Source organism: Nocardia asiatica NBRC 100129, from assembly GCF_000308415.1.
GTDB lineage: Bacteria > Actinomycetota > Actinomycetes > Mycobacteriales > Mycobacteriaceae > Nocardia > Nocardia asiatica.
On the sequence record NZ_BAFS01000085.1, the window covers coordinates 43,649 to 58,058 of the forward strand.

At 68.7% G+C, this 14,410-nt stretch carries 11 protein-coding genes and 1 pseudogene; 10 read left to right on the forward strand and 2 right to left on the reverse strand.

The window, feature by feature from the left end; all coding sequences use genetic code 11:
• The first annotated feature begins 187 nt into the window (after positions 1 to 187).
• The 8 genes from aceE (at position 188) to ON27_RS08740 (ending at position 10,156) form a co-directional block, all read left to right on the forward strand.
• Entirely contained in the window at positions 188 to 3,103 is a 2,916-nt protein-coding gene (gene aceE, locus ON27_RS08705; protein WP_043722211.1) for a pyruvate dehydrogenase (acetyl-transferring), homodimeric type, read from the forward strand.
• A gap of 11 nt (positions 3,104 to 3,114) precedes the next feature.
• On the forward strand, positions 3,115 to 4,449 hold the full coding sequence (locus tag ON27_RS08710) for a PucR family transcriptional regulator (protein WP_051046362.1): 1,335 nt from the start codon (positions 3,115 to 3,117) through the stop codon (positions 4,447 to 4,449).
• Positions 4,450 to 4,577: 128 nt separating this feature from the next.
• Positions 4,578 to 5,492: an ACP S-malonyltransferase gene (locus tag ON27_RS08715; RefSeq protein WP_043722214.1), complete on the forward strand. Its 915-nt coding sequence runs from the start codon at positions 4,578 to 4,580 to the stop codon at positions 5,490 to 5,492.
• A 120-nt stretch (positions 5,493 to 5,612) separates the two neighbouring features.
• Positions 5,613 to 5,912 (forward strand): meromycolate extension acyl carrier protein AcpM, encoded by a 300-nt coding sequence (acpM, locus tag ON27_RS08720; protein WP_014982996.1) that lies wholly within the window; start codon positions 5,613 to 5,615, stop codon positions 5,910 to 5,912.
• Positions 5,913 to 5,922: 10 nt separating this feature from the next.
• Complete coding sequence (locus ON27_RS08725) at positions 5,923 to 7,173, forward strand: KasA/KasB family beta-ketoacyl-ACP synthase (protein ID WP_043722215.1); 1,251 nt, start codon at positions 5,923 to 5,925, stop codon at positions 7,171 to 7,173.
• 122 nt (positions 7,174 to 7,295) lie between these two features.
• Positions 7,296 to 8,729 (forward strand): acyl-CoA carboxylase subunit beta, encoded by a 1,434-nt coding sequence (locus ON27_RS08730; RefSeq protein ID WP_043722220.1) that lies wholly within the window; start codon positions 7,296 to 7,298, stop codon positions 8,727 to 8,729.
• A 238-nt stretch (positions 8,730 to 8,967) separates the two neighbouring features.
• Positions 8,968 to 9,450: a winged helix-turn-helix transcriptional regulator gene (locus ON27_RS44300; RefSeq protein WP_043722222.1), complete on the forward strand. Its 483-nt coding sequence runs from the start codon at positions 8,968 to 8,970 to the stop codon at positions 9,448 to 9,450.
• Positions 9,451 to 9,508: 58 nt separating this feature from the next.
• Positions 9,509 to 10,156, forward strand: coding sequence for an SDR family NAD(P)-dependent oxidoreductase (locus tag ON27_RS08740; RefSeq protein WP_245559870.1), 648 nt, complete (start codon positions 9,509 to 9,511; stop codon positions 10,154 to 10,156).
• A 141-nt stretch (positions 10,157 to 10,297) separates the two neighbouring features.
• Here the strand turns inward: ON27_RS08740 and ON27_RS08745 are convergent, their stop codons facing one another.
• Positions 10,298 to 10,984, reverse strand: coding sequence for a nitroreductase (locus tag ON27_RS08745; protein WP_043722225.1), 687 nt, complete (start codon positions 10,982 to 10,984; stop codon positions 10,298 to 10,300).
• 181 nt (positions 10,985 to 11,165) lie between these two features.
• Here ON27_RS08745 and ON27_RS44660 point away from each other — a divergent pair.
• Positions 11,166 to 11,780, forward strand: a pseudogene (locus ON27_RS44660) (Eco57I restriction-modification methylase domain-containing protein); the annotation flags it as partial.
• A 1,143-nt stretch (positions 11,781 to 12,923) separates the two neighbouring features.
• On the opposite strand, the gene ON27_RS41165 reads toward ON27_RS44660, so the two are convergent.
• Positions 12,924 to 13,547, reverse strand: coding sequence for a TetR/AcrR family transcriptional regulator (locus tag ON27_RS41165; RefSeq protein WP_169334494.1), 624 nt, complete (start codon positions 13,545 to 13,547; stop codon positions 12,924 to 12,926).
• Between the two features lie 225 nt (positions 13,548 to 13,772).
• On the opposite strand from ON27_RS41165, the gene ON27_RS08760 reads away from it, so the two are divergent.
• Positions 13,773 to 14,410: SDR family oxidoreductase (locus tag ON27_RS08760; RefSeq protein WP_043722230.1), on the forward strand; the 638-nt coding region annotated here is incomplete at its 3' end.

A 14,410-nucleotide genomic window follows, 5' to 3' on the forward strand; every position in this document is an offset into this window, starting at 1 on the left:
GCTCGTCATGCTCACCTTGCCTGTCGAACGGTACTTGATTTACGGCTGACATGATGCTTTGGGACGCGCCATCGGCAAGGATGGATGGTGCGCCCGAACCTTTCGTAAACGGGCGGTCCGCCAACCAGCGAAACCGCCCGGGGATACCGACGCCATCAGCATGTCCACCCCTGTACGAGGAGCAGATTTGACCGACCTGATCCACTCTTCCGCGCCGGCGAAATCCGCCGGTTCCAGCTCCGCCCCCGCGCCCGCCGCGAGCCGCGACCCGAACGGGTCGCACCCGCCGCAGCCGGCCGGACGGGTGCGGGTCATCCGCGAAGGGGTGGCGTCCTACCTACCGGACATCGACCCGGAGGAAACCAGCGAATGGCTCGAGTCGTTCGATGAAATGCTCGACCGGGAAGGTCCCGGCCGTGCGCGTTACCTCATGCTCCGTCTGCTGGAGCGGGCCGGTGAACGTCGTGTCGCCATCCCGTCGTTGACCTCCACCGACTATGTGAACACCATCCCCACCGAGAACGAGCCGTGGTTCCCCGGCGACGAGGAGGTGGAGCGGCGCTTCCGCGCCTGGATCCGCTGGAACGCCGCGATCATGGTGCATCGCGCCCAGCGGCCCGGCATCGGCGTCGGCGGGCACATCTCGACCTACGCGTCCTCGGCGGCACTCTACGAAGTCGGCTTCAACCACTTCTTCCGCGGCAAGGACCACTCCGGCGGCGGCGATTCGATCTTCATCCAGGGTCACGCCTCGCCGGGCATCTACGCCCGCGCGTTCCTGGAGGGCAGGCTGTCGGCCGATCAGCTCGACGGATTCCGCCAGGAGTACAGCCACGGCGGCCCCGGCCACGGGCTGCCGTCTTACCCGCATCCGCGGTTGCTGAACAACTTCTGGGAGTTCCCGACGGTGTCCATGGGCCTGGGCCCGATGAACGCCATCTACCAGGCGCGGTTCAACCACTACCTGCACGACCGCGGCATCAAGGACACCTCCGACCAGCACGTGTGGGCGTTCCTCGGCGACGGCGAGATGGACGAGCCGGAGTCGCGCGGTCTCGCGCACGTGGCGGCGATGGAAGGCCTGGACAACCTGACCTTCGTGGTCAACTGCAACCTGCAGCGCCTGGACGGCCCGGTGCGCGGCAACGGCAAGATCATCCAGGAGCTCGAGTCGTTCTTCCGCGGCGCGGGCTGGAACGTCATCAAGGTGATCTGGGGCCGCGAGTGGGACGCGCTGCTGGGCGCCGACCGCGACGGGGCGCTGGTGAACTTGATGAACAGCACCCCCGACGGCGACTACCAGACCTACAAGGCCAACGACGGCGCGTACGTGCGCGACCACTTCTTCGGCCGCGACCCGCGCACCAAGGCGCTGGTGCAGGACCTGTCCGACCAGGAGATCTGGAACCTCAAGCGCGGCGGCCACGACTACCGCAAGGTGTACGCCGCCTACGCGGCCGCGATGGCGCACAAGGGCCAGCCGACGGTGATCCTGGCCAAGACCATCAAGGGCTACACCCTCGGCAAGCACTTCGAGGGCCGCAACGCCACCCACCAGATGAAGAAACTGACCTTGCAGGACCTCAAGGACTTCCGCGACCTGCAGCGCATCCCGATCAGCGACGCCGAGCTGGAGAAGGATCCGTACCTGCCGCCGTACTACCACCCGGGTATGGAGGCCCGCGAGGTGCAGTACATGCTCGACCGGCGCAAGGCGCTGGGCGGGTTCCTGCCGGAGCGGCGCGCCGCGGCCAAGCCGCTGAAGCTGCCCGGCGACGAGGCCTACCGCTCGGTGCGCAAGGGCTCCGGCAAGCAGAACGTCGCGACCACGATGGCCCTGGTACGGCTGATGAAGGAGCTGCTGCGGGACAAGGAGATCGGCAAGCGGATCGTCCCGATCATCCCCGACGAGGCCAGGACCTTCGGTATGGACTCGTGGTTCCCTTCGTTGAAGATCTACAACCGCAACGGCCAGTTGTACACATCGGTCGACGCCGAGTTGATGCTTGCCTACAAAGAGAGCGCCGTCGGGCAGATCCTGCACGAGGGCATCAACGAGGCGGGCTCGACGGCGTCGTTCACCGCGGCGGGCACCTCGTACGCCACGCACGGCGAGCCGATGATCCCGCTGTACATCTTCTACTCGATGTTCGGCTTCCAGCGCACCGGCGACGGACTCTGGGCAGCGGCCGACCAGCTCGCTCGCGGGTTCGTGCTCGGAGCGACCGCCGGTCGCACCACCCTGACCGGTGAGGGCCTCCAGCACAACGACGGGCACTCGCTGCTGCTCGCCTCGACCAACCCGGCCGTGGTGACCTACGACCCGGCGTTCGCGTTCGAGATCGCCCACATCGTGCGGGACGGCCTGCGCCGGATGTACGGCGGCGGCACTGCGCCGCAGGGTTCGGCGCCGCTGCCGGGGACCCATCCGCACGGCAGCGCGGGTGAGTTCGGCGGCGAGGACGTCTTCTACTACATCACCCTCTACAACGAGCCGTACCCGCAGCCGGCGGAGCCGGAAGGGCTCGACGTCGAGGGCCTGCTCAAGGGCATCTACCTGTACAAGCGCGGGGGTGAGGGCGCGGTGCGCGCCCAGATCCTGGTCTCCGGCGTCACCGTGCCGGACGGCCTGCGCGCCCAGGCGATGCTCGCGCAGGAGTGGGGTGTGCAGGCGGACGTGTGGTCGGTGACCTCGTGGGGCGAACTGCGCAAGGAGGCGCTCGACAAGGAGATCGCCGCGCTGCGCAACCCGGGCGCCGATCCCGGCCTCCCGTACGTCACCGAGGCGCTGTCGCGGGCCGACGGCCCGTACGTCGCGGCGACCGACTGGATGCGCGCGGTGCCCGACCAGGTGCGCAAGTGGGTTCCCGGCGATTTCACCACGCTCGGCACGGACGGTTTCGGCTTCTCCGACACCCGCCCGGCCGCGCGACGGGTGTTCAACGTCGACGCGCAGTCCATTGTGGTCGCCGCGCTGGCCGGTCTGGGCCGGACGGGCGGGATCGATCCCGCCAAGGCGGTCGAGGCCGCGGCGAAGTACCGGATCGATGACGTCGACGCCGCGCCGAAGCCCGCGGCAAGCGCCGAAGAAGAACTCGCGTAGCGGAATATTGGATGGTGGAACGTAAACCGCCGCGGCCGCGACGGATCTCCGAGGGCTCTTCCGAGCACGAGGTGTATCTGCCGACGGGCGCGCTCTCCCCGAACCGGCAAACTCGCGACCCCCTTCCGGACACACTGCTCAAACGGGTGAAGCAGTTCTCCGGCCGCCTCTCCACCGAGGCGGTGGGGTCGATGCAGGATCGGTTGCCGTTCTTCGCCGACCTGGACGCCGCGCAGCGGGCGGGCGTGCAGATGCTGGTGCAGACCGCGGTGGTGAACTTCCTGGAATGGCTGCAGGACCCCGACAGCGACATCCGGTTCAGCCTGGATGCCTTCCAGGTGATCCCGCAGGACCTGGCGCGACGACTGACGCTGCGTCAGACCGTCGACATGGTCCGCGTGGCCATGGAGTTCTTCGAGCAGTGGCTGCCCGCGCTCGCGCGCAACGACCGGCAGCTGGTCGCCCTCACCGAGGCGGTGCTGCGTTACGGGCGTGAGCTCGGGTTCGCCGCCGCCTCGGTGTACGCCAGCGCCGCGGAGTCGCGCGGCGCGTGGGACACCCGGCTGGAGGCGCTCGTCGTCGACGCCGTGGTGCGCGGCGACACCGGCCCGGACATGTTGTCGCGGGCGGCGACGCTGAACTGGGACGCCACCGCGCCCGCCACGGTGCTGGTGGGCACCCCGCCCGGTGAGCAGGGCGTCTCGTCGGTGGGGGCGGTGCATTCCATCGCCGCGCGGCACGGTCGCGCCGCCCTGGCGGTGGTGCAGGGGACCAGGCTGGTGATGGTCGTCTCCGGGCATCTGGGCGAGTCCTCGTACGTGTCCCCGTTCCTGGCCGACCTGCTCGGCGAAGTGTTCTCGGACGGTCCGGTGGTGATCGGCCCGACCACGCGGACCTTGGGCGCGGCCCACGCCAGCGCGGTGGAAGCGCTGGCCGGAATGGAGGCCGTGGTGGGCTGGCGCGGGGCGCCGCGGCCGGTGCACGCGGCGGAATTGCTGCCGGAACGCGCTTTGTTGGGTGATCGAGCTGCGATCGACGCGTTGAACGAGTACCTTGTCCTACCGTTGGCCGCGGCGGGGTCGTCGCTGGCGGACACCCTCGACGCATACCTGGATTGTGGTGGAGCTGTCGAGACGTGTGCGCGTCAGCTGTACGTCCATCCAAATACGGTTCGGTATCGGCTCAAGCGGATCGCCGAGATCACGGGCCGTGATCCGATGAATCCCCGGGATGCGTATGTGCTCCGGATTGCCGCCACAGTAGGTCGTTTGACACGAACCCGTAACGAATCGTCAACTCCAGCCCCAGAAGACGCTCGGGTCGCGCTCGGTCACGAGGGGCTGTAACGCATCGGTCGAATCGGTCGATTCGGACAGCCCACGTGGACTTTTGTGGAACCCCCACAAAAGCGCTTCCCAACCTTCATCCGCGTCGACATCTCGTACGGCCCGCCTCACAGTGTTTTCTTAGAGGCGTGATCGCGTTGTTCGCCCCTGGACAGGGGTCCCAGACACCCGGCATGCTCGCGCCCTGGCTCGACCTTCCCGGCGCGGCTGAGCGTCTCACGCTGTGGTCGAAGGCTTCCGGCCTCGACCTGGTCCGTCTCGGTACCACCGCGACGGCCGAAGAGATCACCGACACCGCTGTCACCCAGCCGCTGGTGGTCGCCGCCGCGCTGCTCGCGTTCGCGGAGGTCTCGCAGGAAGCGCTTCCGGCCGCTACCATCGTCGCCGGGCACTCGGTCGGTGAACTCGCCGCCGCCGCGGTCGCCGGAGTGATCTCCGCCGACGACGCGGTCCGGCTGGCCGCCATCCGCGGAGCGGAGATGGCCAAGGCGTGCGCACTGGAGCCGACCGGTATGTCCGCGGTGCTCGGCGGCGATGAGGCCGCCGTGCTGGAACGGCTCACCGAACTCGACCTCGTGCCGGCCAACCGCAACGCGGTGGGCCAGATCGTGGCCGCGGGTCGGTTGGACGCTCTCGCCGAGCTCGCCGCGAACCCTCCGGAGAAGGCCCGGGTTCGCGCGCTGCCCGTCGCGGGCGCCTTCCATACGGCGTTCATGGCCCCGGCGCAGGATGCTGTGACCGATGCCATAACGAAGATCACGCCGAACGAGCCGACCAGGACCCTGCTCTCGAACTTCGACGGCAAGCCGGTCACGTCCGGACAGGACGCGATCGACAAGCTCGCCGCGCAGGTCACCCGGCCCGTTCGCTGGGATCTGTGCACCGAAACCGTCCGGCAAGCCGGCGTTTCGGCAGTGGCGGAACTGCCGCCGGCGGGCACCCTCGTCGGTATCGCGAAGCGGGAGCTGAAGGGCACGCCCACGCTGGCCCTGAAGACCCCGCAAGACCTCCCCGCGTTGGCTGAGCTGACCGTATCCGGCTAGCTTTCCTCCGCGGCCACGCATTCGGATGCGAGGTCGTGACCGAGAGGCGGTAACCATTTCCGCGCTCGATCCGAAAAAAACCAGTAGAGCCCTACAAAGTATCAAGAAGGGAGCCACGAAGTGGCCGCTCTGACCCAGGAACAAATCGTCGAGGAACTCGGCAAGATCATCGAAGAGGTGACCGGCATCGAGCCCTCCGAGGTGACGATCGAGAAGTCCTTCGTCGATGACCTGGACATCGACTCGCTGTCCATGGTCGAGATCGCGGTTCAGACCGAGGACAAGTACGGCGTCAAGATCCCGGACGAGGATCTGGCCAGCCTGAAGACGGTCGGCGACGCCGTCGCCTACATCCAGAAGCTCGAGGCCGAGAACGCGGACGCGGCGGCCGAGCTCAAGGCCAAGTTCGACGCCGAGTAGGGCCGAAACAGTGACCACTCCTTCCACCTTGAACGGGAATTTCCCCAACGTCGTCGTAACCAGCCTTGCGGCGACCACGTCGATCGCGGGTGACGTCGATGCGACGTGGAAGGGACTCCTCAACGGCGAGAGCGGCATCGACGTTCTCGAGGATTCCTTCGTCGAGGAATACGACCTTCCGGTCCGCATCGGCGGTCACCTGAAGGTCCGGCCCGACACTCTGTTGTCCCGTGTCGAATGCCGGCGCATGGCCTACGTCGAGCAGCTCGCGACCGTGCTCGGTCGCGAGGTGTGGCGGAACGCGGGCAGCCCGGAAGTCGACCCGGAACGGCTGGGTGTGGCCATCGGCACCGGATTGGGAGGCGGCGACGCCCTCATCGATTCCGTGGACAAGCTGAAGAACGGCGGATATCGCAAGATCTCGCCGTTGGCTGTGCAGATGGTCATGCCGAACGGCCCTTCGGCCGTTGTCGGTCTCGAATTGAAGGCCAGGGCAGGAGTGGTCACTCCGGTCTCGGCATGCTCGTCCGGCTCCGAGGCCATCGCCAATGCCTGGCGCATGATCGTCATGGGTGACGCCGACATCGTCGTCACCGGTGGCGTCGAAGGCTTCATCGACGCGGTGCCGATCGCGGCGTTCACCATGATGCGCGCCATGAGCACCCGCAACGACGACCCGAAGGGCGCCTCGCGTCCCTTCGACAAGGATCGCGACGGCTTCGTCTTCGGCGAGGCGGGCGCGCTGATGGTCATCGAGACCGAAGAGCACGCCAAGGCCCGTGGCGCGACCATTCACGCGCGACTGCTCGGCGCGGGCATCACCTCCGACGGCTTCCACCTCGTCGCCCCCGATCCGACGGGTGACGGCGCCGCGCGGGCGATGACCAGGGCGATGCAGTCCGCGGGTCTGACCAAGAAGGACATCACGCACATCAACGCGCACGCGACCGCGACGCCGATCGGCGACACCGCCGAGGCGAACGCGATCAACAAGGCCGTGGGCAGCCATGCCTCGGTGTACGCGCCGAAGTCGGCACTCGGCCACTCGATCGGCGCCGTCGGCGCCCTGGAGTCGGTGCTGACCGTGCTCAGCATTCGCGACGGCATCGTGCCGCCGACGCTGAACCTGGAGAACCAGGACCCGCAGATCGACCTCGATGTGGTGAAGGGCGAAGCCCGCCGCCAGGAGATCGAATACGCGATCAACAACTCCTTCGGATTCGGTGGGCACAATGTGGCGCTCGCCTTCGGTCGGGCATAGCCGCGCGATCGACTGCACAACGGTCCCGGCGGGGTCGGCCACCTGAACTGGCTCGACCCCGCCGTGGTTCGACATACGCAGCCGCAGCAGCGGCAACACTCAGTGAGTGAGGAGACCACGCGATGACGATCATCGCTCCCGCGTTGCACCAAGAGACCTCGACCGACCCGCGCGATCCGCTCGGTCGGCTCCAGCGCTTCTTCGATCCCGGCACGATTCTTCCGCTACATCCGCGTGACAAGTCCGGCGTGCTCGCCGCCATCGGCGAGGTGGACGGCGTCCGCACCGTGGCCTACTGCTCCGATGCCACCGTCATGGGCGGCGCGATGGGCGTGGAGGGCTGCAAGCACATCGTCGACGCCATCGACACCGCTATCGACTCCGGCGTTCCCGTGGTCGGCCTGTGGCACTCCGGCGGCGCTCGGCTGGCCGAGGGCGTCGAGGCGCTGCACGCGGTCGGCCAGGTCTTCGAGGCCATGGTCCGTGCGTCCGGCCTGGTGCCGCAGATCTCCGTGGTGCTCGGCTTCGCCGCCGGTGGCGCTGCCTACGGCCCGGCGCTGACCGACATCGTGATCATGGCTCCGGAAGGCCGCGTCTTCGTGACCGGTCCGGACGTGGTGCGCAGCGTGACCGGCGAGCAGGTGGACATGGCCACCCTCGGCGGGCCGGAGACGCACGGCAAGAAGTCCGGCGTCACCCACATCGTCGCCAACGACGAGGCCGACGCGCTGCACCGCGCGCGCCGACTGGTGTCGATGTTCGCCGAACAGGGCGAGTTCGACCTGGTCGCCGCCGAGCACGGCGACGTGGACCTGAAGGCCATGCTGCCGGAATCGGCCAAGCGCGCCTACGACGTGAAGCCGATCATCCACGAACTGCTCGACAACGTGGACGGCGAGTCGTCGTTCGAGGAGCTGCAGGGGCTGTACGCCCGCAGCATCGTCACCGGTCTGGGTCGCCTCGGCGGCCGCACCGTCGGCGTGCTGGCGAACAACCCGATCCGGCTCGGTGGCTGCCTGAACTCCGAGAGCGCGGAGAAGGCGGCGCGTTTCGTGCGGCTCTGCGACGCGTTCGGCATTCCGTTGATCGTGGTCACCGACGTGCCCGGCTACCTGCCCGGCGTCGGCCAGGAATGGGAAGGCGTCGTGCGGCGTGGCGCGAAGCTGCTGCACGCGTTCGCCGAGGCGCGCGTTCCGCGGGTCACGCTGGTCACCCGCAAGATCTACGGCGGCGCCTACATCGCGATGAACGCCCGCTCGCTCGGTGCGACGGCGGTCTACGCGTGGCCCGGTTCGGAGGTGGCCGTGATGGGCGCCAAGGCCGCGGTCGGCATCCTGCACAAGAAGGCCCTCGCGGCCGCGCCGGAGGAGGAGCGCGAGGCGCTGCACGAGCGGCTCACCGCCGAACACGAGCGCATCGCGGGCGGCGTGGACCGCGCCATCGCGATCGGCGTCGTCGACCAGGTCATCGACCCGGCGAAGACCCGCAGCACCATCGCCGCGGCGCTGGCCGCGGCCCCGGCCCGCGCCAGCCACCACAAGAACATCCCGCTCTGACCTACGCACCGAAGCGGGCCCCGGCACTGCCGGGGCCCGCTTCGCGTTTCCGGGCTTCGCGCGTGGGGACCGGAGTCCGGCGCCGGCGACGGTGCTGCCGGACTTCGCGACACCGACGTCATCGGCGCTCCGCACCGGTGGAGTGCGAAGCCGATTCAGTTGGTCTCCTTGTCCGAGGCAGCCGGGATCGTGAGGTTTCACGGGGCGAGAGCAGGGGAGTGGTCGGTAGCATCGGGAGGTGCGCTACGAAGAACTGGCCGACGTGCCGTGCTCGATCACGCGCCCCCTCGTGATCTTCGGTGATCGCTGGACTCTGCTGATCCTCAAGTCCTGCTTCTCCGGCATCCGGCGGTTCAACGCTTTCCAGAGCACATTGGGCATCTCCCGCAGCAGATTGCAGGATCGCCTGGACCGGCTGATCGACAACGGCATCCTCGTCAAACAGAAGGCTGCCGTGGGTGCGCACGAGGAATACCGCCTCACCCCCAAAGGGCACGACATCTACCCGATCCTGCTGGCCATCCGGGATTGGGGCGATGCCTACATGGCGCCGGAGGGGCCGCCGGTGCGCTACGGTCACCGCGACTGCGCGGGCGAGGCGCACGTACGCCTCGAATGCGACCTCTGCGGAGCGGAACTCGCCGCCCGCGACGTCACCCCCGAGCCGGGCCCGGGTCTGCTCGACGCCACCGCCGCGGATTCCGCTGGTATCACGCGCTGAGTCGCCAAAAGGCATCGGATACGAAACCGCTCGACAACTCGCCGCCCGGGGCGCCACCGTGCTGGTCGGCGCGAGGAACACCGCCCGCGGCGCCGCTGCCGCCGACAAGCTGACCGCCGAGGGGGCGGACGCACGCTTCGTCCAACTGGACGTCACCGACACCGATTCGGTCGGCCGCGCGGCGGCGTGGATCGATGAGGAGTTCGGCGAGCTCGACGTCCTGGTGAACAACGCGGGCATCGCGGGACGACGCGACGGGGACGGAAAGCCCTCGTCCACCGCCCTGACCACGTTGCGAGAGGTGTACGAAACGAACGTGTTCGGCGTCGTCGCCGTGACGAATGCGATGCTGCCGTTGCTGCGCCGCGCCGAGGCCGGTCGAATCGTCAACGTGTCGAGCGAGGTCGGCTCACTGGCGCTGATGATGGATCCCGGCGGGCCCATGTGGCCGATGGCTTCGATCGCGTACCCGTCCTCGAAGACCGCCCTCACCTTGGTGACCGCGATGTATGCCAAGAAATTGAGGGACACGCCGATCAAAGTGAATGCCGCGAAGCCCGGTTACTGCGCGACGGATCTCAACGGCAACACCGGTTTCCGCACCGCTGAGCAGGGTGCGGAGGTGGCCGTGCACCTCGCGACCCCTGCCCGCGGACGGGCCGAGCGGGCAGCTGAGGGGGTACCGCTGGGGTGCTCCCGCGGGTGACGAATACGGTGTGCTGCCCTGGTGAGGTGAACGCCGGGTAGGCGTGCCCGGCCGCCGCTTCGGGTGCTGCTTCGTGGGTTGCCCAGCCGCCTCTGAGCAGGCGCTACTGCTCGGAGGTGTTCGCGACGGCTGGTGCGGACGTCACTCGGCGAACCAGGTGGCGACCTCGTCGGGTTCGGCGCGAGCGGTGCGGAACCCGTTGACCGGGTGCTCGGTATCCGGATAGCCGAACGAGACGCCGCAGACCACCTTGCGGTTCTCGGGAATGCCGAAGTAGTCCCGGATGAACGGGGAGTAGGACGCCAACGCGGCCTGCGGCGCCGCGCCGAGGCCGAGGCTCTGCGCGCCCAAAAGGAAACTGCCGATGTAGAGGCCGCAGTCGATGGCCCCGTAGACCCCCAGATCCGCTTCGCTGGTCACGATCGCCACGTGGGGCGCGTCGAAGAGTTCGAAGTTCCGCACGGCCTGCCGCATGGTCTTCTCGTGGTCGCCTTTGGTGATGCCGACGCTGTCGTACAGCTGCTTCCCGCATTCGCGCCTGCGGTCCCGGTACACCCCGGTGTATTGCGCGGGGAATTCGAAATCCGGTGCGGGTGTGGCGGTCGCGATGTGTTCGATCAGTTCCTTCCGGAAGCGATCGGTGCCCGCACCCTCCGTCACCACGACCTGCCACGGCTGGGTGTTGCACCACGACGGCGTGCGCTGGGCCAGCCGCAGCAGGGCGCGGATGGTGTCACGCCGCACCGGCCGCGAGTGGAACTGCCTGCAGGTCCATCGCTCGTCGAGCACCCGCGTCAGCGCCGTGAAGTCATCGGTCGTCACTGTCATTCCCCCGCCTCCTTTGGCAGTCTTATTTCGAGACTGAACGCTAGCATCGAAGCCTCGGGCGCGAAAGCCGACGGTCGTAGGCTCGCCGAGGGCGGGCGCGTCGAGCGCGACGCGCGCAGCCTGGCGATCCGGTTGTCCGCGTTGCCGCTATCGGGGTGGCGGGACGAGGCAGAATCCCGATATGGCGTCCGAAGCACCCGCCGCGCGGGACCGCAAACGGCACGGCAGGCATTACACGCCCCCGGCGCTGGCCCGCTTCCTCGCCCAGCGGCTGCTACGCCACGTCGAGCCCTCGGACGCCGGAGTGCTGCGCGTGCTCGATCCGGCCTGCGGCGACGGCGAGCTGCTGCTCGCGACGCATCACGAGGTCGCGGCTCGGTTCCCGGGTGTCCGGCTGGTGCTGACCGGCTACGATCTGGACGCCGGCGCGCTCGCGGTCGCCCGCGAACGCGCCGGTGCGCAAGGGATCGCCGCGCACTGGCGCAAGGCCGACTTCCTCGCCGTCGCGTCCCGGCTCGCGGACGGTTCCTTCGACGCCGTGATCACGAACCCGCCGTATGTGCGCACCCAGCAGCTGGGCGGATCGACCGCGCAGTTGCTGAGCAAGCGCTTCGGTCTGCGCGGGCGGATCGACCTGACCCATCCGTTCGTCGCGACGCTGCCTCGATTGCTGGCCGAGGGGGGCGTGCTGGGGCTGTTGTGCGCGAACCGATTCCTGACCACCAAGGCGGGCGCGAACATCCGGCGACTGCTGCTGACCGACCTGTCGCCGGTGGAGCTGTACGACCTGGGGGACACCAAACTCTTCACCGCCGCGGTCTTGCCCGCGATCACCATCGCTCGGCGCGCGAGTCACCGCGACGGCTGCCGGTACGTTTCCGCCTACCAGGTCAGCGATGAGACGCCGAACGGGAAAACCCTTTTCGAGGCTCTTGCCGATACGAACGGCTCGTTTGTCGAGTTCAACGGCCGGACCTTCGCGGTCGAGGTCGGCGAGTTGGTGACGGCGCCGCGCGACGATCACGCGGCGGGGCACGGCAGCGGGGGTTCATCCGGTCGCGCGGCGGCACGCGACGGGCAGACGGAAGCAAGCGATCACCGCCCCGCGACGCGGGAACCGGATGTCGCTTGGCGGATGTCGCACGACTCGGTCGACGCCTGGTTGACCCAGGTAGCGGCGGCGACCTGGCGCAGTTTCGGCGACCTGGCCCGCATCCGGGTCGGCATCAAGACCACCGCCGACCACGTGTTCATCTCCGACCGCTGGGCCGACGCCGACCCGTGCCCGGAACCGGAATTGCTGCTCGATCTGATCACCCACCACGACCTCGCGCCGTGGCGGGCCGTTCGCGCCCGCGACGTTCGGGTGCTCTACCCCTACGACCTGGCCCGTTCGCGCCGGACGCCGATAGATCTGGCCGAGTTCCCCCGGGCCGCGGCGTATCTGCTGTCGCATCGGGAGACGCTGGCCGGGCGCCGCTACGTCGTAGCGAGCGGGCGCCCCTGGTACGAGATCTGGGTTCCGCAGCGCCCGCACTTGTGGCGCGAGCCGAAACTGGTCTTCCCGGACATCAGCGACCGTCCGCGTTTCGCGCTGGACAGAACGGGCGCGGTGGTCAACGGCGACTGCTACTGGATCTCGCTGCCCGACTTGGCGGCGGCGCCCGCGGAGGCGACGCGCTTGGCGTATCTGCTGATGGGCGTGGCCAATTCGGCAGTCGGGCTGCGGTTCTACGACGCGGTGTGCGGCAACCGGTTGTACTCGGGCAGGCGGCGCTGGATCACCCAGTACGTGTCGCGGCTGCCGGTGCCCGATCCGGCGGCCGCCCGGTCGGCGGAGGTCGTCGACCTGGTGCGCGAGTTCGCCCACGGGCGAGCGCCGGACCAGGCCGCCCAGGCCGAACTGGACGAGCGGGTGGCCGCCGCGTTCGGCGTCCGGTCAGGCGCTGAACTGGACCCCGACCATCGGCAGCAGGGTGCGGCGGGCGAACTCGCGCGCGGCTCCTTGATCGCTGACCGGGATGAGGCCGTCGGGGGTGAGGGCGAGCGAGAGCGCGAGACGGGCCATGATCTCGGCGACCAGATCGGCGTCGAAATCGTGCGTGCCACCGGTATCCGGTAACCCGCGCAGTTTCTCGGCCAGGTAGTCGCGGCCGACGGCGAGTATCGGTCCGGCTTCGGTGGTCAGCCGGGGCAGGATCAGGTCGGGCTCGGTCCGCAGCAGCCTGCGCAGCAATTCGTTGCCCGCGATCGCGCTGATGAACGCGACGAAGATCTCGACCAGTTGGTCGTCGGTGCCCGAGACGGCGTGCACTTGCTTGTCGATGGCGGCGACGAAGCGCTGCGCCTCCCGCACGCTGACCGCCTCGACGAGGTCGTTCTTCGATTCGTAGCGCCGGTACAGCGTGGCCGGGCTGATGCCGGCGCGGCGGGCGATCTCGCCCATGCTGGTTCGCTTGATGCCGAAGTCGAGGAATGCCGAGAGCGCGCTTTCCAGCAGCTTTTCCCCGTCGGCGACCGGCTTCTCCAGAATGCGCTGCAGTATGGGCGAGACGGTAGGCATCGGATCTCCAGTGGTTTCGGCGCGGTGGCCGGGCCGTGGCCGGTAGGCGCGGCGTCGCGACGGGTGCGGACGGGACATCCATTATTTCATTGGGTCGGCGCAGCGTGACCGGGCATCGCCCAACCGTGCCGTCCACCGACAATAGGTCGCGCGTCCAGATTCGACTGACTAGCCTGTGGATGGCGTCCGGCCGCACCATCGGCCGGTGCGGAAAGGGGTTGGGCTGTGGGGTATTTCGCGAATCGCGTGGTGGCGGTCACCGGTGCGGGCTCGGGTATCGGCCGGGAATTGGCCGTGACGCTGGCCGGTGCGGGGGCCTGGCTGGCGCTGTCGGACAAGTCGGCGGAAGCCGTCGCCGAGACGGGCGCGTTGTGCGCCGCCGCGGGCAGCGAGCCGGTGGTGAGCACCGTGGACGTCACCGACCGCCCGGCTGTGTTCGAGTTCGCGCAGCGGACCGTCGCGCGGTTCGGGCGCGTCGAGGCGCTGTTCAACAACGCGGGCATACTGCATGTCGGCAGCGTGCTGGAGTCGCCGTTCAGCGACTTCGAGCACGTGATGGCCGTCGACTTCTGGGGCGTGGTCAACGCGACCAAGGCGTTCCTGCCGCATCTGCTGGCCGCCGAGCGGGCACACGTGGTCAACATGTCCTCGGCCTTCGGGTTGGTGGCGGTGGCGCGCCACGCGCCGTACAACGCGGCGAAGTTCGCCGTGCGCGGCTTCACCGACTCGCTGCGCCAGGACATGCGGGCGGCGGGCGGCAGTGTGCGGGTCACCGGCGTGTATCCCGGTGGCGTGCTCACCGGGATCGCCCGCTCGGCGCGCGTGGCGCCGGGTGTCGACGCGGCGCGGGTGGTGCGCCGATT

What these genes read in the sequence shown, in the direction of transcription:
- ON27_RS08710 (WP_051046362.1), top strand. Translation starts at nt 3,115, where the DNA reads ATGGTGGAACGTAAACCGCCGCGGCCGCGACGGATCTCCGAGGGCTCT.
- ON27_RS08730 (WP_043722220.1), top strand. Translation starts at nt 7,296, where the DNA reads ATGACGATCATCGCTCCCGCGTTGCACCAAGAGACCTCGACCGACCCG.
- ON27_RS08745 (WP_043722225.1), bottom strand. Translation starts at nt 10,984, where the DNA reads ATGACAGTGACGACCGATGACTTCACGGCGCTGACGCGGGTGCTCGAC.
- ON27_RS41165 (WP_169334494.1), bottom strand. Translation starts at nt 13,547, where the DNA reads ATGCCTACCGTCTCGCCCATACTGCAGCGCATTCTGGAGAAGCCGGTC.